Below are 19,778 nucleotides of genomic sequence, written 5' to 3'. Positions count from 1 at the left end.
GCCCACACCGGCAACGCTCGGTGTGGGCCCTGTGCCCTGTCAGGCGGTGTCCTCCGGGTGGAAGCCCATTGCTGTGGCGAGCAGGTCGTCGTCGGTGAAACGGGTGCGGTCGATCGAGACCTCGGCGGCGATTCCTGGCGAGACGAAGAAGAAGACCTGGTCATCGGCGCGGTAGCCGCCGTAGCCGGCGACGTCGATCGCGGTCAGCTCCCAGGTTGCCGGGTCGTGCTCGTGATACTCGGTCAGGAAGGTACGCAGGGACTCGAGGTCGATGATTTTCTCGCCGCGGATGGTCTTGACGGTGAGGTCGACCTTGGTGGCGCCCTCGGGGTCCGGGCCGGTCTCCCAGACCCGGCTGTGGAAGACGACCTCCTCCCACTCGTACTCGAAGTCGCTCGGCGTGCCGATGCCGCCGGGCAGGTGGTCGATGGCGAATCCGTCCAAGATGCACGCCCTCTGCTGGGTCGATGGGGTCGTCCGGTGCAGGCCGGACGGTGTCGCTGGTGCCACTGCGTTGGCTGCGGCGGTCGGGAGCAGAACAGTCACTGCGGCCGCGCCGCCGATCACGATACGGCGGGTGGCGGGGCGGACGGCGGACCAGGACAACGAAAACGACATAGCTGCCTCCTCAGACGAAGTGCGGGGTTCCTTGTCAGAGAAGGTGCCGCGGGTTTGGCCGGAAGCCGGAGTGAGTTTGTTGCCTGTGGAAAAGCAGATCCGGCCGGCGACACCTTGGGTGTCGCCGGCCGGATCAAGAAACGCGGGGAGTCAGCCCGTTGGGGAACTCGGTGGGCTGGTCGGGGTCGTGGGGGTTGAAGGAGTGCCCGACGGCGGGACTGTCGGGTTGGTGACCGGGGCGTTGCCGGCGGCTACCGCTCTGTCGAGGGCGGCCTTCACGAGGTCGAGTTGCTTCTGGTACTCGCCCAGGTTTCCGGTCTTCAGGGCTGCCTGGGCCGCGTTCCACGCGGTCTGGGCCTCCGCCAGTGCCTGCTTCACCGTCTGGTTGGCCGGTGGGGTCGTCGGCGTCTCACCCGGCGGTTTCTCGCCGGTGTCGACGTTGGCGTTGAAGACCTTGTCGAGGGCTTCCTTCAGAGTCGTGCCGTAGGCGACCCGGTCACCGAAGCCGACCAGCACGTACCGGAGGACCGGATAGCTGCCCTGACCGCTCGTCCGAGACGAGTAGACCGGCTGCACATAGAGCAGACCACCACCCAGTGGCAGCGTCAGCAGGTTGCCGAACTGGGCTCTGGCGCCGCTGGACGGCTGGTTGATCGGCAGCAGCGCCAACCGGATGCTCTCGTCGGTCTGGAACTTGTTCGAGACCTGCCCAGGTCCGGGTATCTGTACGTTGCCAGGCAGCTTCAAGATCCGGAACTGCCCGTAGTCCGGCGACGAGGCCTCGGAATCGACCGCCAGGAAGCCGGTCAGGTTCTCCCGGTTCGCGTTCGGCACGTAGACCGAGGTCAGCGAGAACTTCGTGTCGGTCTGGTCCGGCATCCGCAGCGACAGGTAGAACGGCGGCTGGTCCGGCGTCGGCGAGTCCGAACCGCCGGGGCTGACGGTCGGGTCGGCCGGCACCCGCCACAGGTCGCTGTTCTGGTACCAGGTCGTCGAGTCGGTGACGTGGTACTTCGCGAGCAGGTCGCGCTGCACCTTGAACATGTCCTCGGGGTAGCGCAGGTGCGACATCAGCGCGGGCGAGATGTCCGAGCGCGGCTTGACCGTGTTCGGGAAGGCCTTCATCCAGGTCTTCAGCAGCGGGTCGCTCTCGTCCCACGCGTACAGGTCGACCGAACCGTCATAAGCGTTGACGACGGCCTTGACCGAGTTGCGGATGTAGTTGATCTCCTCGCTCGGCTGCGAAGCGACCGTGCCACGACCGGTGGTGGTGTCACGGGTGCTGTCGTCCAGCGCGACCTTCTGCGAGTACGGGTAGTTGCCCGAGGTGGTGTAGCCGTCGACGATCCAGACCACCTGGCCGTCGACGATGGCCGGGTACGGGTCGCCGTCCAGGGTCAGCCACGGAGCGGCCTTCTGGACCCGCTCGCGCGGGCCGCGGTCGTACAGGATCTTGGAGTCGCTGTTCACCCGGCTGGACAGCAGGATGTTCGCGTCGCGGAACTTGGTGGCGTAGAGCAACTTGTTGCCGAACGAGCCGAGCGAGACGCCGCCCTTGCCCTCGTACGTGTTCAGCGTGGGCGGGCCACCGTCCTTGCCCTCCGGCGTGTCCAGCTCGACCGCGGAGGAGCCCTTCGGGCCACCGACGATCGAGTAGTTCGGGGACTGCTCGCCGAAGTAGATCCGCGGCTCGTAGTCGCCCAGCTGTCCCTCGGGCGGCAGGTCCTGCTCGGACCAGACCGGCGTACCGTCCGACTTGCGCTGGTTGCCGTTCGCGGCGACGACGCCGTAGCCGTGGGTGTAGACCGTGTGGTCGTTGTTCCAGTTGCGCTGGCCGGCCGGCAGCCGGTCGATCTCGACCTCGCGGACCGCGATGACGGTGTCGCGGACCTCCTTGCCGATCTTGTACCGGTCGACGTCCAGGTCCGTCGGGAAGGCGTAGAAACCACGGACCTGCTGGAGCTGCTCGAAGGTCGGCCCGACGACGCTCGGGTCGATCAGCCGGATGCCCGGCAGGACACCGGCGTCAGCGACCAGCTGCTCCGACGTCGCCTGGGTCTTGGCCTCGTAGTTGATGACCTTGGTCTTCTCCAGGCCGTAGGCCGCTCGGGTCGCCTCGATGTTCTTGGTGATGTACGACGCTTCCTTCACCGGCTCGCTCGGACGCACCCGCAACTGCTGCAGGGCAGCCGGCCAGAGCGCACCGAGCAGGATCGCCGACAGCACCAGTACTACGGTGCCGACGCCCGGCAGCAGCCAGGTCTTGCGGACCACATTGGCGAAGAAGAGCCCGGCACAGATCACCGCGATGACGGCCAGGATCTCCTTGCTGGGCAGGACCGCGTTGTCCCCGGTGTAGGAGATACCGGTGAAGAGTCTGCTGTCGGAGGTCGCGAGCCCGAAGCGGTCGAGCCAGTAGCTGAACGCCTTCAGCAGGACCAGCAGGCCGAGCAGCACCGAGAACTGCACCTGCGCGGCACCGGAGGCCTTCTGCCCCTTCGCCGACGGGCGGAAGCCGCCGTACAGGTAGTGCGTGATGATCGCGGCGACGAGCGACAGCAGGACGATCGAGTAGCCGAAGCCGAGCAGGACGCGCAGCCACGGGTAGTCGAAGACGAAGAACGAGATGTCCTTGCCGAAGTGCTTGTCGGCGACACCGAACGGGGTCCGGTTGCGCCAGGCCAGGAAGACCTTCCACTCCCCCGACGCGGCTGAGCCGCCGAAGACCAGCATCAGGGTGGCGAGCACGCCGATGGCGATCTTGCCGCGTTGCTGCAGCAGGTCGCCGTACCGCTCGAAGCCCGGGCTGGGCGACGGCGCGAGGGCGATCCGCGGCCGGGTCCGGAAGGCGACGATCACGTTCGCCACCACGGCGGCGGCCATCAGCAGGCCGACCACGACGAACAACAGCACCCGGGTGCCGAGCACGGTGCCGAACACCGACCCGAGGTCGAGAGACCGGTACCAGAGTCGCTGGGTCCACACGTCGGTGAAGACGCTGAACAGGATGAGCAGCACGATCAGGGTGGCGATCGTGGGCAGCAGAGCCCGCGGGCGCTGGCCGGGCGTACGCCGCGACCGCCTCGGCTCCTCCGGCATGTCGTAGACGCCGTCACTCATGGCAGCTTCTCCTCGTTGTCACTCGTACCGCCGAGCACAGAGCCGGGACCGCCCGCGGTCGTCGGCTCGAATGTCAATGACAGTACTTGGCAAAGCGTAGGGACCAAGTCGACGCCGGTGAGTACCGCGCTGTCCTCGTCGTGAGTACGCAACCGGACGGCGCCGAACCGGTCCCCGTCCCGCAGGACCGCGGCCACCATCCGTACTTCGTGACGCCGCGGATCCGATCCCGCCAGGCGGGCCAGTTCGGCATCGGTGTCGGCGCCCGTCTCGGCCGACGCCGGCAACACGATCCGCTCGACCGCGACGGCGCAACCACTGACGCCGTCCGGCCACTCGATCCGGGCCAGCGCGTCGGCAAGGTGCTCGTCGTCGCCACCGGGCAGCTCGCCTTGAGCGACCGGGGTGAGCGGCTGGGACGCGTCGTCCGCACCCAGCTCGGCGGCCAGCTGCGGCTCAGCCGCGAGCAGCTCGGCGGTCGGGACCAACGCGAACAGCTGCGCCGGCTGATCCCAGCCCGCGCTGCTGACGTGCCGCTCGATCTCGATCACCGCCCGGCCGAGCGCGTCCGAAGGGATGGTGCTGTCAGGGCCTACTTCGTGCATGCCGGGACGTCTCCAGTTCCACTGGCCAGTGCTTTCAATGCGCCGATCGCCTCGTGCAGGGTGGTGATCTTCACCAGGCGGATGCCGTCCACGCCTGCGTGCAGGGCGGCTTCACAGTTCGGTTCGGGGACCAGGAAGACGGTGGCGCCGTCGTTCTTGGCGCCGGCGATCTTCTGCTGGATGCCGCCGATCGCGCCGACCTGGCCGAGTGCGTCGATGGTGCCGGTACCCGCGACGTGCTTGCCTGCCAGCAGGTCGCCGTCGGTCAGCTTGTCGTAGATGGCCAGCGCGAACGCAGTACCGGCGCTCGGCCCGCCGATGTCCTGGCCGAGGTTCACCGTCACCTTGACCGGCGACTCGACGCCGATCGTGATGCCGACCATCGGCCGGGTCTTGTCGCCCGGGGTCGCGGCGGTCTTCAGGACGACCGTCTGCTCCTTGCCACCGCGGCTGATCAGGAAGCTGACGTCCTCGCCGACCTTGTGCTTGCGGACCAGCTCGCCGACCTGCGGGACCTGGGTCGGCGTGGTGCCGTCGACCTTCAGCACGATGTCGCCGGGCTTGAGCTTGCCGTCGGCGGGGCTCTTCTCCGAGACCGTCGAGACCTTCGGCTTGAACGGCACGCCGGCCTCTTGCAGGGCGGCCGCGACGGCGCTGTCCTGCGAGCCGGTCATCTCGGCGGTGTTCTGCTGCTCGACCTCGTCGGCGCTCTGCTCCGGCGGGTAGATGATGTCGCGCGGGAACAGGTCGTGGTGCGGGTCGAGCCAGTTGCGCATCGCCTGCGGCAGGGTCAGCTCACGGTCCGGCGAGGTGACGCTGACCGTGGTGAGGTCCAGCTCGCCGGTGGTCGGGAAGGTCTCGTGGCCGGTGATCTCGATCACCGGCTTGCCCTTCGCCTCGCCCAGGGTGTTCTTCACCGGCCCCGGGCTGAAGGACACGAACGGCACCGGGAAGACGGTGACCAGCCCGAGAGTGAGGAGGAGCACGACGATCGAGGTGACCAGCGTGGCGGTACGACGTGTCACGAACCCTGCCCTGCGATCTTGAGTTTCCGGAAGAGACCGCGCAGCCCACGGCGCGGCTCGGGGGTGGATCGAGGACTCGGTGCTGCCACCGCCTCGTTGAAGCGGCGGAAGTCCTCCACCGACGCGAAGGCGCCCGAGGACCGGCGGGGGCCGCGACTCCGCCCGCGCCAAGCCGCCCAGCACATCGCCAGGGCGGTGGCGACCAGCGGGAACGCCAGCCACGCCAAGACCTTCATCCGGCCACCTTCATGCGCCCAGCGTACGGGTCAGCAAGCGCCGACCCACTCGCTCGCACCGTCTGCGAAGCGCTGCTGTTTCCAAATCGGGACCTCAGCCTTGAGCTCGTCGATCAGCTGACGGCAGGCGGCGAAGGCGACATCGCGGTGTGCCGCGGCCACGGCGACGATGACGGCGATGTCCCCGACGGCCAGTACGCCGGTGCGGTGCACGGCGGCCAGGGCGGTCACGGCCGGGTTCTCGCAGACCCGTTCGGCGACCACGCGGAGGTGCTTGAGCGCTTCCGGGTGGGCCTCGTAGGTCAGCTCCTCGACCGCAAGATTGTGGTCGTGGTTGCGGACGGTACCCAGGAACAGCGCCGTACCGCCGGCTGTGGGGTCGGCGATCGCGGCCAGCACCTCGTCGCTGGACAGCGCGGTGTCGCGGATGTCCAGCAGCCTGATGGTCTCGGTCATGATCGGTCCTTACTCTCTGCGCGCACCATACTGTCTACATCGTCGCACCAGCGCGTGCCGCCGCGTGACCAAGGTAATCCGTTCGCCTACGGAGGAACGGAACCGGGGAACCAGTACGTTGGAGTAGTACGCCCCACCTGCACAGGAAGGCCCACTCCGATGAGCGACGAACCGGACAACCCGTTCAAGGGAACTCCGTTCGAGGCCATGTTCCAGCAGTTCTCCGGTGCGGCCGGCCCTGGCGGCGCTGACGGCGTAGACCTGAACGCGATCTTCGCGCAGGTCCAGCAGCTGCTCAGCGGTTCGGGCGACGGCAAGCCGGTGAACTGGGACCTGGCCAAGGACATCGCCCGCAAGACCGTTTCAGCAGCCGGGGACCGCTCGGTCACCCCGGCGGACAACGAGCGGGTCGCGGACGCAGTACGGCTGGCAGAGCACTGGCTGGACCCAGCGACCACGCTGCCCGAGGCATCGGCCACGTCAGCGGCCTGGAGCCGGGCGGAGTGGGTGGAGAACACCCTGCCGGTCTGGCAGACGGTCGTGGACCCAGTCGCCGAGCACGTTGCCGGTGCGATGGGCGGCGCGCTGCCCGCGGAGGCCCAGCAGATGGCCGGGCCGATGGGCGGCATGCTCCGACAGCTGGGCGGCTCGATCTTCGGTGCCCAGGTCGGGCAGGCGCTGGGTGAGCTCGCCGGCGAGGTGGTCAGCTCCTCCGACATCGGCCTGCCGCTGGGCCCGGCCGGCCAGGCAGTACTGATCCCGGACAACGTGGCGAAGTTCGCCGAGGGTCTGGGGCTCACCGACGAGGACGTACGCCTGTACCTAGCCCTGCGCGAGTGCGCGCACCAGCGGCTGTTCGCCGGGGTGCCGTGGCTGCGCCAGCACCTGTTCGCCGCGGTCGGCGACTACGCGTCGGGGATCGAGGTCGACAGCGGCAAGATCGAGCGCGCGATGTCCGAGATCGACCCGCAGAACCCCGAGGCGATCCAGGAGGCTCTCCAGGGTGGCCTGTTCGAGCCCGAGGACTCCGAGGCGCAGAAGGCGGCACTGGTCCGGCTCGAGACGGCGCTAGCGCTGGTCGAGGGCTGGGTCGACGATGTCGTCCGCGAGGCGACGAAGGACCGGATGCCTTCCGCAGTGCAGCTTGCCGAGACCGTACGCCGCCGCCGCGCGGCCGGGGGTCCGGCGGAGCAGACCTTCGCCACCCTGGTCGGGCTGCAGCTCCGGCCGCGGCGACTGCGGGACGCAGCGAACCTGTGGGCCGCAGTGCGGGATGCCCGCGGAGTGGATGGGCGCGACGAGTTGTGGTCGCACCCGGACCTGCTGCCGAGCGCTTCCGACCTGGACGATCCGATCGGGTTCGCCCAGCACGCGGGCGAGCTGGCCGACATCGACATCTCCGACTTCCTGGGCGAGGAGGACGGCGGGGCTCCTCAGGACAAGGGCGGCTCGGGTCCCGACGACAAGTGAGCTTGCACGCTGATGCGACCGCAGTACTGACCGGCTGGGATCCACCGGATGCCGAGCAGGCGGAGCTGCGGGAGCACTATCTGAAGTACTTGGCCGGGCATGAGGACGGGATGTGGCGCTCGTCGCGTCCGGAGCACCTGACGGCGAGCGCGCTGGTCGTGGATGCTGCCGCGCCCAGGGTGTTGCTGACGTTGCACGGGCTGGTGAACCGGTGGCTGCAGCTCGGCGGGCACTGCGAGCCGGGCGACACGACCCTGGCAGGCGCTGCGTTGCGTGAAGCAACCGAGGAGTCCGGCCTGACCGGGTTGCGGATCGATCCGCAACCGCTGCAGTTGTCACGCCACGAGATCACGGCCGGCGGCTGCCGGGGGACGTTCCACCTGGACGTTCAGTTCCGGGTGACGGCCGCGGCGGGCACGGCGTACGTGGTGAGCGACGAGTCGCACGATCTGGCCTGGTTCGCGGCCGGCGAGCTGCCGGACGGAATCGACCAGACCGTTTCCGACTTGGTCGCGCGGGCCTATCCGATCAGCTAGCTGCCTGCGGACCGACGCTGCCCGAAACCGCCAGTGGCGGGCTCGGACACCTAACGGCGACCGTGAACACGTAATAGCGTGTTCACGCCCGCCACAAGGTGTTCAAGGTCCCGGCGATTGGCTGGCTGGCGGCCGGGCGCTCGTTGGCCACATTTCCTGGTAGCGAGGTGACGCGAAGCGTCACAAGCCGGACCAGCGCCGGCCTGGCTGGGGTGAATCCCCGGCGTGCGGTTGAGCGAGGGTGTGCGGGCCGGTCCCTGTAGGCCGGCCCGCACACGTCTGTCTGGGTGTGGACCGTCGTCGCTCCCCCCTCCCCCGGCTGCCGGTAGCACCGCCCCTGAACGGCACCGACAGTCGGTTGCGACGACGGCCACTAGGTCCCCGTGGAAATCCCCCATGTCCCCGCTGCCTGGGAAAACGAGCCAATCGTCAGAAGGTGACGGCTCAAGCACCTCGGAGTAGAGATCTGGTCGCGTCCCAGCCTTCGAGGCCCGGATCCAGTCGCGCTAAGTCAGCATTCGATCGCAGACGGTGCCAGCCTGGGCCGACGCCGATCGCGTGGCGGCGGGGTTTGATGCTCTCCAGTTCCGCCAGTCGGGTGTCGAAGGTCAGCGCGGCCTCCGTGACCCAGGAGGCGGTCGGGATATTGACACCGATCGCGGCGAGCGAGCCGTCCTCTGCAGGCGTGACGGCCAAGTCGGCCGAGCCGAGTGCCCGGAACAGTTTGCCGATCAGGAGCCCGGGGAGATCCGGTACGTCGAAGCTGACGGCTACCACCGCCGCTGCAGGGCCGGTCTGCTCCACCGCGTCCAGCACGGGCCGCGTGGGGTCGACGGAGTACACGGGAGTACCAGGCCAAGTGAGCGCAGCCACCCCAGCCAGCGCAGAGTCATCGCCGCCCACAACAGCCACTGCGACGTCTACGCGATCAAGGGAAGCCAGTACTTCGTACGTGTCCTCCGCCAGCGCCAACCGCCAAGCGTCGGCCGTGCGTCCCGGCGGCGCCCAGGTGCCGGCTGCCGGAACGACTAGTACGACTACGCGCCGGTCATCCACCGGCTGAGAGTAGCTCTCCGGGGCTAGGAGGACTCGAGCAGGCCGAGCTTCAGGGCGCGCATGATCGCCTGGGCCCGGTTGGAGGCTTCGAGCTTCTCGTAGAGCCGCGCCACGTAGGTCTTGGCCGTCGAGAGGCTGACGCAAAGGGACGTGGCTATCGCACGGACCGAGAGTCCCTGGCCGAGTAGTGAGAGCACCTCGGCCTCTCGGGGGCTCAGTAGCGGCGGTGCTGGGGGTTGGTCGCGCCTGGCCATCGCTGGACCCAGACCGGTCGCGGTGAAGCTGGTGGCGGCCACTGCCGCATGGCGGATCGCTGCGAGCACTTCCTCGATCGGTGCCGTGTTGGTGACGAAGGCGGAGACTCCTGATTCGAGCGCTTGGAAGAGGACGGCGTCCTGACCGTCGGAGGCGAGCAGGACGATGCCGAGCTCGGAGTACTGATCACGGATCTCGCGAGCGACCTGGAGGCCGTCGACGTCCGGTAGTACCGAGTCGAGAACCAGCACGTCGGGCCTGGTGGTCGCCACGATCGCCATCGCCTCCGCGCCGAGGCCGGACGCGCCGACGATCTCCAGGTCCGGCTCCTGCCCGGCCAGCCCGGTCAGGCCGAACCTGACCAGCGTGTGGCCGTCCACGACGACGACCTTGACCTGCTCACTCATTGCTTCTTCTCCCCCGGCCACCGATTGCACCCACGACTGCGTCTGAACTCCCATCAGCCGGGCCGCCACCAGCCGAGCACGGTCACCTTCCGCCGCCCGGCATCGGGCGACGAGGGATCGGCGTCGACGAGCCCGATCTTGGCTTGCAGTGCCGGTCGCCCGCTCGGCACGCAGACCAGCGCGCCCGGGCAGAGATAGACGGACAGGTGCAGCCCGAAGGTGAACCCGGGTGAAACGTCCGGCAAATCGATCGCCACACCACTGAGACTTCCCGTAATCGAAACCCGCAAAGCACGAATCACCACACCGGCTTCGATCAGTGGCCGATTTCCGCCGGTGGAGGTGAGGTCGAGCGCGGCTTCCGGGGCGTAGACCGTGCCGTTCACGGCAACGTTGCCGGAGATCAGGGCGCAGCCGGTGGCCGGGTACGGGCCGTCCGTCACACAGCCGTTTCCCTTGCGGAACGAGGGTTCTCGGTAGTTGAGCTCGATCCGGATGGCATCGATGTCTTCGGTGTCGTCCTTGGCGGTGAGGCCGACGGTGAGCGCGATCGAGGCGCCGGTGAACGTTCCACCGTAGATCGCGCGCGCCAATTGGCCGGTCCGGGAGGCGTCGAGTGGAATCGTTGTCACCCCGTACGCCGATCCGCCTGGCCGGCCGCTCACCGATGCGGTGACCGGCGTGCCGGGGCCGACGTCGACCGAGAGGTCGAGTTTGTCGGTCGTCAGCGGGTCGCTGTGCCGGTGGGTGATCTTCAAGTCGGCGGATTCGAGCACGGAGCCGACTGGGATCGCGCCGGACTGGTTGTAGCCGTTCAAGGTCAGCCCAGCGCTCTCGCTCGCCACCGTGCTCTTCCAGCTGGCGGCGACACCGTCCTCCGTGCCCAGGCGCCCAGGGGTCGCCGACAAGCCGAACTTACTGAGCAAGCTGACCGCAGTCGGCTTCAGCACGTCGCTGCTGACGGTCTCCGAACCGCTGGTGAGTCCGTAAACAGCTATCGGTGGCCTACTGGCCGAGTAGGTGCCGCAGAGTTCGGCCTTCCCACCGTCGACTGCCAGTCGGCTGTTGCCGCCAAAGATGAACTGCACGCCAGCGGCTGCGCTGGCGGCGGAGGTGGGAGAGGCACAGGCACCGGGGATTGGGGCGGGGACCGGCGGGGCCGGGATGGCGGCTCCAGCTGCATTCACCGGGGCGCCGGCTACGAGGGTGCCGGCTGCCATCGTCCAGGTGTTGGTGCCGGTGAGCAGTGGGTTGGTGGTGTTGTGGAAGTCGAAGTAGTACGTGCCTGGCTTGAACCACCAGGTGCTGCCATGGCACGGGCTGGTGGTGGCCATCATCTGGGTCAGGGCGTCGGCGTCGTCGTAGTAGCCCGGGGTGAAGGTAACCAGCGAGTCGGGTGTGGTGCAGGGCGGTAACGAGCGGTGGGCGGGGACAGTGGTCACCGCGGCGTCGTAGATCGGTGCCGATTGGATGGCGCCTCCTAGGCCGCAGAGGGGAGCTAGGACACCGGCCGAGCACAGGCCCCGGGCTGAGAGGGTGCCGCTGGCTGACAGGCTGCCGGCGGTGAGGTCGATGCTGGAGTTGGAGAAGACCTTGCCGTGGATGCGGAAGGTGGAGGCGGCCGGCTGAGCTACGGAGATCGCTGCCTCGCCGGGGATGGTGCTGAGGGCGAGGATGGCGTTGTCCGGGCGGTTGCAGTTGGAGTCGGTCTGGCATTGGACCACTGCTTGCTTGGGATCCGGTTGGCACTTCACGGCAACAGGGTTGAGGCCGTCGAAGGCCAGCAGCGACAGCGTGTCCGAGAGGCCGAAGCAGTGCTGGCCTGCGTCGCCGTTGTAGGTGCTGTTGCGCAGGTTGTTGATCGCCGCCTGCATAGCGCCGTCAGCCGTGTACGACGAGGCTGCCTCCTTCCGCAGGCTCTCTGTCACCTTCTGCGCCGCGTCCGACCTCGTCAGGAGCGCAGACAACGCCAGTGCCACCACAGTGATCACTACGAGCACCATGAGCAGAGAGGAACCGCGCTCATCGCGGCGCCTCATGACTGTCTCCGTAGGCCGCTCAAGACGACGACCTGGTCGCCACTGGACGGTTTGGTCGCGGTGTACCGCAGGGTCACCGACAGCGGTGCGAGTACCGCAGTACACGGTGTCGAGCAGCTCACGGACACGCTCCCGGGTTTGACGCTCTGGGACAGCCGGACATCCGACGACGGAGTGCTGGAGCCGACACACCTCGCTCGGTGCAGCTCGAGCACCCCGTCGACGGGCTGGAGGTAGTACGCGACCACGGCGGTACGGCGTACTGGTGGGACGACGGACAGGTCCCAGTCATCCGAGAGCAGGCGCAGGGCCGAGACGGGGACCGGGCCGCAGGTCGTGCCGCCGGCGTCGTCGGCCGCGTCCAGCTGGATCGACGGCTTGAACGGCAGGGATCCCCCGCCGATCGCCGCACCGTAGTCCCGCACTCCGAACGCCGCAACGTCTCGCGCGAAGTAGACCGCGCCGAGCTGCTCGTCCTGCGACACGTCGAGCCGGTCCGAGGTCGCGCTCATCTCCTTGAGCGCGCTGATGACAAGGTCGGACAGCGCGAGGCCGACCACCCCCATCAACGTGATCGTGATCAACACCTCGATCAACGTGAAGCCCCGCTCGTCACGCTTCAGGAGCACGGCGGATCATCCACCCCACAAGACTTCCGGAGTACCACGTCCAGGTACTCCGAGGCGCGGCCGTCCGTACTGTCCACCTTGACCCGTAGCTTCTGAACCCCACGATCGGGAAGGCAAAGTGGCAGCCAGAGCGCGCCCGTCCAGTACAGGACCGACCCGGGAACGATCCGCGCGGTGAAACCAGTCGGCGGCGCGAAGCCCGGTACCACGTAGGATCCGGCGCCGGCGCACGCGACATAGTGGCCATCAGCAACAAACTGCTGGAGCGCCTCGGCGTAGTTGCGCACCGTGGACGACGCCGTCGCCTCCTTGCGCTGGACGTCGGACAGCAGCACGGTCGTGGTCAGCCCGGACATCACCGCCACGATCGCCACCCCCATCAACGCGATCGCGATCACCAGCTCGAGCAGGCTCTCGCCCCGTTGCCCACGCATCAGCCCTGCACCTGCCGGAAGACGCCGTACATCGCCGACACCAAGGCGATCGCCACGAATCCGACGACGACGCCCATCACGATGATCACCACCGGCTCGAACAGCCCGATCAGCTTCTTCAGCTTGTAGTCGAGCTCGCCCTCGTAGTACTGCGCCGTCACCTCCAGCTGCCGGTCGAGCGTCCCCGTCTCCTCCCCCACCCGCAGCATCTGCGCGGCCGTACCGGGGAACAAACCCGTCGCAGCCAACGGCCGCGCGAGCCCGTCCCCCGCGAGCATCGACGCCATCACCCCGGCCAAAGCACGCCGGAACACCCGGTTGGGCAGCGACCCGGTTGCGATCCGCAAGGCCTGCGGAAGTTGCACGCCGGCAGCAACCATCGACGACAGAATGCGGCAGAACCGCTCCACCAAAGCGAACCGAACCGTTGCCCCGATCACCGGCAACGCCAGGAACAACCGATCCCGCAGATACCGGCCGGGCGGCGTGCTCAGCACATAGACCAGCGTCAGAATCACCAGCCCGGTACCGATCATCAGCGCCCACCACCAGGCAGTGAGGAAGTCCGTCATCCCGAGCAGGATCCGTGTCGGCAGCGGCAACTCGGCGCCCAGGCTGTTGAAGAACTCCTTGAACCGGGGCAGCACGAAGCCGGCCAGCACCACCATCGTCACCAGCGACATCCCGGCCACCACCGACGGATAGATCAAGGCTTGCTTGATCCGCCGCCGCGCCTCCAGATCACGCTCCATGTAGCGCGCGAGCTGGGCCAGGACGGTATCGAGCCGGCCACTCAACTCGGCCGAGCGCAGGATCCCGCGGTAGTACTCCGGAAAGATCCGCGGATGCCGGTCGAAGCAGTCCGACAGCTTCTCGCCGTCGCGCAGCCCGTCCTCGACCTCGTACATCATCCGCCGCACGGTCAGGTTGTCCGACTCGCGCCCGAGGCTGTGCACCGACTCCGTCAACGGCATCCCGGCCGACACGAACGCGCCGAGCTGCCGGGTCAGGTGCATCACCTCCTCGCGTTTGACCCGCTTGGCGGTGAGCTCGATCTTCAGCAACCCGGGCTTCTCGGTCAGCCGGATGTTGCGCAGCTCGCGCTCGTAGAGGGCCAGCTCGGCGTCCTCGCGGGTGTCGGCGCGGGTAGTACCGTGCTTGGTCTTGCCGCTCGGCTGGATCGCGACGTAGGAGTATCGCGTCATTGCATCCCCACCGTGTAGATCGAGCGGACCACTTCGGCGACGGTCGTGACGCCGGCCTGGACCAGCCGCGCGCCTTCCTCCTGAAGCGTCCGCATCCCTTCGTAGCAAGCGGTTTTGCGGATCTCGGCGAGCGGCGCGCGTTCGACCACGAGCTCGCGGATCGCGTCGGTGACCGGCATCAGCTCGTACACGCCGGTACGTTCCAGGTAGCCGGTCCCGGCGCACTGCTCGCAGCCGACACCACGGACGAGGCCGCCCAACGGCACGGCAACCCCGGTCGTCCGCAGAAACGCGACCTCGGGCGGCGGCGGTTCGTAGTACGAGCGGCAGTTGAGGCAGATCCGCCGGATCAACCGCTGCGAGATCACCGCGCTCACCGACGATGCGACCAGGAACGTCTCGATCCCCATGTCCAGCAGGCGATGCAGCGCTGTCGCGGTGTCGGTCGCGTGCACCGATGACAGCACGAAATGCCCGGTGAGCGCGGACTGGACGGCGATCCGGGCCGTCTCGGCATCGCGCATCTCGCCGACCAGGATCACGTCGGGGTCCTGCCGCAGGATCGACTTCAGCCCGGTGGCGAAGGTGATCCCGGCGGCCTCGTTGATCTGGATCTGGTTGATCGAGGCGTAGGAGTACTCGACCGGATCCTCGATCGTCATGATGTTGCGCTCGGGGGTGTCGATCTCGCTCAGCGAGCCGTACAGCGTCGTCGTCTTGCCACTCCCGGTCGGCCCGGCGCAGATGACCATCCCGTACGGCGTACGCAGCAGCGTCGAGTAGCGCTCGGCCAGATCCGGCGGCATCCCCAGTTGCTCCAGCCGGAACAGCGGCCGGCTCTTGTCGAGCAACCGCAGTACCGCCTTCTCGCCACCGACCACGGCCGTCGTGGAGACGCGGATGTCGACGTCGCGCTCCTCGATCCGCATCCGGATCTGGCCGTCCTGGGACCGGCGGCGCTCGATGATGTTGAGATCGGCGAGCACCTTGATCCGGCTGACCACGGCCGGCCCGATCGCGCCCGGCAGCTCGATCTTGTCCCGCAACGCGCCGTCCACCCGGTACCTCACCCGCACCCGGTCGTCATGCGGCTCGATGTGGATGTCGGAGGCGCGGTCGCGCAGGCCCTGCGTGATGATCAGCTGGACCACCTGGACGACCGGCGCGTCCTCGTTCTCGACAGCGACGTCATCGGGCGTCAGATGTCTTGCCTGGAACGCTTTCACCCGCTCGGCGACGCCGGCGAGCGCGTTCTGCTCCGGATACTGGTTGTCTGCGGCCTGCTGCGCCAGTGGCGCGGTTCCCCGTCCGCGATGTTTCATGGTCTGATTCCCACTCCTGCCCTCGGCCGGACTTCGAGTTCCTTGGGATGCGCGCAGCGCGAGACGGCATCGGCGTACGAGATCTCGCCGGCCTGGAGCAGCGCCGACAGCGACTGCTCGAGCGTGATCATGCCCTCGCGGCGGCCGGTGACGAGCGCGTTGCGCAGCTGGTGCGTCTTGCCTTCCTTGATCAGGTTGCGGATGCCCGGGTTGGCGATCATCACCTCGAAGGCGGCGACCATGCCGCCGCTCGTTCGGGGGATCAGGCGCTGGTGCACGACCCCGCTCAATGCCGCACTCAGCTGAACCCGTACCTGGGACTGCTGCTCGGCCGGGAAGACATCGATGATCCGGGCCAGCGACTGCGCGGTGTCGTTGGTGTGCAGGGTGGCGAAGACGAGGTGGCCGGTCTCGGCGATCGTCAGCGCGAACCGGATCGATTCCAGGTCGCGCATCTCGCCCACCAGCAAGACATCGGGGTCCTCCCGCAGCGCCGCGCGGAGGGCGTCCGGGAACGACGCCGTATCACTGCCCACTTCGCGCTGATTGACCGCCGAGCGGCGATGTTCGTGCACGTACTCGATCGGGTCCTCGATGGTGATGATGTGGCAGGCCCGGTCGGTGTTGATCTGGTGGATCACCGAGGCCAGCGTCGTCGACTTGCCCGAGCCGGTCGGGCCGGTGACCAGGACGAGCCCCTGGTGCAACTGGGCGAACTTGCCGATCGCCGCCGGCAGGCCGAGCTCCGACATGGTGGGGATGCTGCGCGGGATGATCCGCAGCGCGAGGGCGGTGTCACCTCGCTGGGTGAAAGCGTTCGCTCTGATCCGGGCGCTCTGCCGCCAGGAGAACGAGAAGTCGTGCTCGTACGTGGTCTGCCAGACGTTCGACCGGTGCGGGTTGAGCATCTCGGCCAGCAGGCTGTCGGTGTCGGTCCGGGTCAGCGGGGTGCGGTCGGCGACCGGGCGCAGTACGCCGTGAACGCGCAGCTGCGGCGCCATCCCCACTGTCAGAAGCAGGTCGGTGCCGCCGGCGTTCCAGAGTTCTTCGAGCAGCAGGTCCACCCGGCTGCCTGGCGCGGGGACTTTCATGGAATCCCTTCCGATCGATCGGGACCGCCCCACCGAGATGGCCTACCGGTTGCGAGGACAACCGGTAGACCGGCGGCGATCCGGTACGACGGTCCGGGTCGCCGGCTTTCTCGGGTGGCGCTGCCCGGTCCCGGGCAGCTTCCTTGGGCGGTACTGCGGTGCGCTCCCTCAACGGGTGGACCGGCCCTCCTCCGAGCCGGTCCACCCGCGCCGCGCCGTGAGGTGCGCGGGAGGGGCGGGGTATCGATCAGGTACAGGCGCCGGACGCGGTGACCAGGCCGTTGGCGCCGAGGGTGATCGTGTAGCCGGTGCCGGTCGGCCGATCCCGCAGGAGTTGGTCGACGCCGACGGTGAGCTGGAGCCAGCCGGCGTCACCGGCGGCCGGATAGGTGCCGTTCTTGGCGTAGAACGCCTCGACGGCGACCAGCGTGGTCTTCTTGTCGGTCCGGCAGGCGGCAGCGTTGCCACGATCCTGGATCCCGCTGACGGCGAACACCACGATGCCGGACAGCACACCGAGGATGACGATCACGATCAGCAGCTCGATCAGGGTGAAGCCGCGCTCGCGAGCGGAGGAGCGGCTGTGGATTCGATGCCAGCGGACCCGGCGGGTCGGGCGGTTCGAGGCGCGGTGGATGGTTCGGGCGGCCAGGACGGTGGCCCGAAGGCGGTCTTTCATGGTGCTTCCTTCGCATTTGCTCCGGCAGGCGACGGAGACAGGGTCTTCCAGGCGCGGCAACCCGCGACGGACCGACCGGCGTACCGGACGTCCGACCCCTGGACCCGATGCGCGAAGCCGTCGATCATCCCCCAGATGCCACTAGCTGCCGCGTCAAACACTCGCCTCTGCAAGGCCCGCGTCACAGCGGGTGAACGCCCGACTGTCCTGGCCACTCACCCGACACGCCGTCGGCCGTTCAGCCGACAGCGCGCTGGTCAGGCAGGTACCGAAAGGTTCTGCTCGATCAGGCCCTGCCGCAACGCGGACATGATGGCCTGGGCACGGTTGCAGGCGCCGAGCTTCTCGTAGAGCCGCGCCACGTAGGTCTTGGCGGTCGACGGGCTGACATACATCGACCGTGCGATGGCGGGCACGGACAGCCCGTCCACCAGCAAATTCAGCACCTCACGCTCGCGCGGGCTGAGCACCAGCCCGGCATGCCGGGTCGCACGGCGGCCCAGGGCCAGCGCGAGACCGGTGGCCGTGAAGGACGACGCCGCCACCGAGGCGTGCCGGATCGCGGCGAGAACCTCCGCATTGGGCGCGGTCTTGCAGACGAATGCGGAGACGCCTGTCTCCAGGGCACGGAAGAGGACGTCGTCCTCCGTGTTGGAGGTGAGCAGCACGAGACCGAGTTCGGGATAGCGGTCCCTCAGCTCACGGGCGACCCGCAGCCCGTCGCCATCCGGCAGGGCGACATCGAGCACGACCACGTCGGGTTCTGTGCTCGCGACCAGAGCGGGGGCCTCGGCGGCCGAACCACACTCCCCCACCATCCGGATGTCCTCGGCCGAGCCCACCAGGGCGACCAGCCCGTACCGCGTTAGCGTGTGCCCGTCGATGACGGCAACACCGATTGAGTTTGTCATGCGGTTCCCCCCGCTGAAAATAACGTTCCGTGACAAATAGGCGACAAGTGACGATAAAAATTACCTTCTGTAACCTTGATCGTTGAACGTACACCCATTGTTACGAGGTTGCGAGAGGTGCTTTCAACCGTTTGCCCGGCCGATCATGTGAGCCGCTGACGAAGGAGGTGGACCGGCGATGACCGTCGTGCTCGCCCTGCTGCTGGGGACCGCCGTGGGCTCCTTCCTGAACGTCGTGATCCACCGGGTGCCACGCCACGAGTCCGTCGTCCGGCCGGCCTCACGCTGTCCGCAATGCGGTACTCCGATCCGGTCCCGGCACAACCTCCCGGTCGTCGGCTGGCTGATCCTGCGCGGGCGCTGCGCGGACTGCGGTACGCCGATCAGCGTCCGGTATCCCCTGGTCGAGCTCGCGACGGGCCTGCTGTTCGCCGCGCTGGCCTGGCGTCTCGACCGACTCGACCTGCTGCCGGCGCTCCCGGCGTACCTGTGGTTCGCCGGCGCAGGGGTCGCGCTCGCGCTGATCGACCTCGAGCTCCGGGTCCTGCCGAATGCGATCGTGCTGCCGTCGTACCCGGTGACCGCGGTACTGCTGACAGCCTCAGCAGCCTGGCAACACGACTGGTGGCCGCTGGCAAGGGCCGCCCTCGGAGCGGCGGCCCTGTTCGCGTTCTTCCTGCTCCTGGTACTGATCGCCCCGTCGGGGATGGGCTCGGGCGACGTCAAACTCTCCGGCCTGCTCGGCGGCGTACTCGCCTACCTCTCCTGGTCCACCTTGCTGATCGGCGGCTTCAGCGGCTTCGTCCTCGGCGCCGTCGTCGGTGTGGCAGCAATGGCCGTCGGCCGCGCCGGCCGGAAGACCACCCTCCCGTTCGGCCCGTTCATGATCACCGGCGCCCTACTGGCAATCTTCTTCGCCGGACCGCTGGCAACCGCCTGGCGCCACCTGATGAACTGAGCTCAGGCGCTGACCGGTTCCTTGCGGATCAGCCCGAGCCGGAGGCCGGCGATCAGGGCCTGCGCACGGTTGGAGGCGCCCAGCTTCTGGTACACCCTGGCGACATAGGTCTTGGCCGTCGAGTGGCTGACGAACATCCGGCCCGCGACGGCCTGGATCGACAGTCCTTGGCCCAGCAGCATCAGGACCTCGGCCTCGCGCGGACTCAGGATCGGCCCAGTGGGGGCCGACTGCCTGCGGGCATAGGCCTGGCCGAGCCCGCTCGCGAGAAAGGACCCCGCGGCGGCTGCGGCGTGCCTGATGGCCGCCAGCACCTCGGCGACCGGAGCGGTCTTGCTGACAAAGGCCGACGCCCCGATCTCCAGTGCGCGAAAGAGGACGTCGTCCCCGCCTTTCGACGTCAGCACCACGATGCCGAGACCGACGTACTGATCACGTAGCTCACGAGCGACCCGCAACCCGTCGCCATCCGGCAACACGGTGTCCAGCACAACCACATCAGGCTTCACCGCCGCCACCAGAGCCAGCGCCTCAGCGCCCGACCCGGTATCCCCCACGATCTCGATATCGGCCAGCCCACTCACCAGCCCCGACATCCCGAACCGCGTCAACGTGTGCCCGTCGACCAGAACGATCCGAATCCGATCAGTCATGACTCCACCCCCGTGGGAGTCACACTAGGTACCCCCGCCCAGCCTCAGACAGGGACCTTCGGCCCTATTTTCG

At 68.1% G+C, this 19,778-nt stretch carries 20 protein-coding genes; 3 read left to right on the top strand and 17 right to left on the bottom strand.

The genetic code is table 11. From position 1 onward, the window contains the following. Positions 1-39 precede the first annotated feature (39 nt). From ABD768_RS19390 to ABD768_RS19365, 6 genes are all read right to left on the bottom strand, one after another. Positions 40-618 carry a hypothetical protein gene (locus tag ABD768_RS19390; protein ID WP_343964310.1) on the bottom strand — a complete coding sequence of 193 codons (579 nt, stop codon included), beginning with the start codon at positions 616-618 and terminating at the stop codon, positions 40-42. A gap of 150 nt (positions 619-768) precedes the next feature. Further along, entirely contained in the window at positions 769-3,738 is a 2,970-nt protein-coding gene (locus tag ABD768_RS19385; protein ID WP_344842437.1) for a UPF0182 family membrane protein, read from the bottom strand. Next, positions 3,735-4,343 carry a PPA1309 family protein gene (locus tag ABD768_RS19380; protein WP_343964306.1) on the bottom strand — a complete coding sequence of 203 codons (609 nt, stop codon included), beginning with the start codon at positions 4,341-4,343 and terminating at the stop codon, positions 3,735-3,737. The genes ABD768_RS19385 and ABD768_RS19380 overlap by 4 nt, the downstream gene beginning before the upstream one ends. Further along, entirely contained in the window at positions 4,331-5,368 is a 1,038-nt protein-coding gene (locus ABD768_RS19375) for a YlbL family protein (protein ID WP_343964304.1), read from the bottom strand. Before ABD768_RS19375 ends, ABD768_RS19380 begins: the two co-directional genes overlap by 13 nt. Next, a complete protein-coding gene (locus ABD768_RS19370; RefSeq protein ID WP_328327667.1) occupies positions 5,365-5,604 on the bottom strand; it encodes a hypothetical protein in 240 nt (79 codons plus the stop codon). Before ABD768_RS19370 ends, ABD768_RS19375 begins: the two co-directional genes overlap by 4 nt. Positions 5,605-5,634: 30 nt before the next feature. Next, the gene (locus ABD768_RS19365; RefSeq protein ID WP_343964301.1) at positions 5,635-6,060 is read right to left on the bottom strand and encodes a molybdenum cofactor biosynthesis protein MoaE; all 426 of its coding nucleotides are present in this window, start codon (positions 6,058-6,060) and stop codon (positions 5,635-5,637) included. Between the two features lie 159 nt (positions 6,061-6,219). Between ABD768_RS19365 and ABD768_RS19360 the strand changes: the two genes are divergently transcribed. Continuing rightward, complete coding sequence (locus ABD768_RS19360) at positions 6,220-7,530, top strand: zinc-dependent metalloprotease (RefSeq protein ID WP_343964299.1); 1,311 nt, start codon at positions 6,220-6,222, stop codon at positions 7,528-7,530. Next, positions 7,527-8,066, top strand: a complete 540-nt coding sequence (locus ABD768_RS19355; RefSeq protein WP_344842432.1) for an NUDIX hydrolase — start codon at positions 7,527-7,529, stop codon at positions 8,064-8,066. The genes ABD768_RS19360 and ABD768_RS19355 overlap by 4 nt, the downstream gene beginning before the upstream one ends. A 444-nt stretch (positions 8,067-8,510) precedes the next feature. Here ABD768_RS19355 and ABD768_RS19350 read toward each other — a convergent pair whose 3' ends face one another. The 10 genes from ABD768_RS19350 to ABD768_RS19305 form a co-directional block, all read right to left on the bottom strand. Next, the gene (locus tag ABD768_RS19350; protein ID WP_344842429.1) at positions 8,511-9,122 is read right to left on the bottom strand and encodes a DUF2064 domain-containing protein; all 612 of its coding nucleotides are present in this window, start codon (positions 9,120-9,122) and stop codon (positions 8,511-8,513) included. A gap of 23 nt (positions 9,123-9,145) precedes the next feature. Continuing rightward, positions 9,146-9,784, bottom strand: coding sequence for a response regulator transcription factor (locus tag ABD768_RS19345; protein WP_343964293.1), 639 nt, complete (start codon positions 9,782-9,784; stop codon positions 9,146-9,148). Between the two features lie 53 nt (positions 9,785-9,837). Next, positions 9,838-11,787: a hypothetical protein gene (locus tag ABD768_RS19340; RefSeq protein ID WP_344842426.1), complete on the bottom strand. Its 1,950-nt coding sequence runs from the start codon at positions 11,785-11,787 to the stop codon at positions 9,838-9,840. A 32-nt stretch (positions 11,788-11,819) separates the two neighbouring features. Then, positions 11,820-12,452 (bottom strand): PulJ/GspJ family protein, encoded by a 633-nt coding sequence (locus tag ABD768_RS19335; RefSeq protein ID WP_344842424.1) that lies wholly within the window; start codon positions 12,450-12,452, stop codon positions 11,820-11,822. Next, on the bottom strand, positions 12,443-12,886 hold the full coding sequence (locus ABD768_RS19330) for a type IV pilus modification PilV family protein (protein WP_344842421.1): 444 nt from the start codon (positions 12,884-12,886) through the stop codon (positions 12,443-12,445). Before ABD768_RS19330 ends, ABD768_RS19335 begins: the two co-directional genes overlap by 10 nt. Beyond that, positions 12,886-14,091 carry a type II secretion system F family protein gene (locus ABD768_RS19325; protein WP_344842419.1) on the bottom strand — a complete coding sequence of 402 codons (1,206 nt, stop codon included), beginning with the start codon at positions 14,089-14,091 and terminating at the stop codon, positions 12,886-12,888. Before ABD768_RS19325 ends, ABD768_RS19330 begins: the two co-directional genes overlap by 1 nt. Beyond that, a complete protein-coding gene (locus tag ABD768_RS19320; protein WP_343964283.1) occupies positions 14,088-15,413 on the bottom strand; it encodes a GspE/PulE family protein in 1,326 nt (441 codons plus the stop codon). Before ABD768_RS19320 ends, ABD768_RS19325 begins: the two co-directional genes overlap by 4 nt. Further along, a complete protein-coding gene (locus ABD768_RS19315; protein ID WP_343964281.1) occupies positions 15,410-16,504 on the bottom strand; it encodes a type IV pilus twitching motility protein PilT in 1,095 nt (364 codons plus the stop codon). Before ABD768_RS19315 ends, ABD768_RS19320 begins: the two co-directional genes overlap by 4 nt. 247 nt (positions 16,505-16,751) lie before the next feature. Then, the gene (locus tag ABD768_RS19310; RefSeq protein WP_344842417.1) at positions 16,752-17,183 is read right to left on the bottom strand and encodes a type II secretion system protein; all 432 of its coding nucleotides are present in this window, start codon (positions 17,181-17,183) and stop codon (positions 16,752-16,754) included. A 257-nt stretch (positions 17,184-17,440) separates the two neighbouring features. Next, the gene (locus tag ABD768_RS19305) at positions 17,441-18,094 is read right to left on the bottom strand and encodes a response regulator (protein ID WP_343964277.1); all 654 of its coding nucleotides are present in this window, start codon (positions 18,092-18,094) and stop codon (positions 17,441-17,443) included. A gap of 178 nt (positions 18,095-18,272) precedes the next feature. Here ABD768_RS19305 and ABD768_RS19300 point away from each other — a divergent pair, with 178 nt between their 5' ends. Next, positions 18,273-19,052 carry a prepilin peptidase gene (locus ABD768_RS19300; protein WP_343964275.1) on the top strand — a complete coding sequence of 260 codons (780 nt, stop codon included), beginning with the start codon at positions 18,273-18,275 and terminating at the stop codon, positions 19,050-19,052. Between the two features lie 2 nt (positions 19,053-19,054). On the opposite strand, the gene ABD768_RS19295 is transcribed toward ABD768_RS19300, so the two are convergent. Continuing rightward, the gene (locus ABD768_RS19295; RefSeq protein WP_344842414.1) at positions 19,055-19,705 is read right to left on the bottom strand and encodes a response regulator; all 651 of its coding nucleotides are present in this window, start codon (positions 19,703-19,705) and stop codon (positions 19,055-19,057) included. Positions 19,706-19,778 lie beyond the last annotated feature (73 nt).

The sequence above is a fragment of the Kribbella ginsengisoli genome, assembly GCF_039537185.1.
GTDB lineage: Bacteria > Actinomycetota > Actinomycetes > Propionibacteriales > Kribbellaceae > Kribbella > Kribbella koreensis.
Note: the sequence above shows the minus strand (reverse complement) of the source record. Positions and strands in the feature narration are given on the sequence as shown.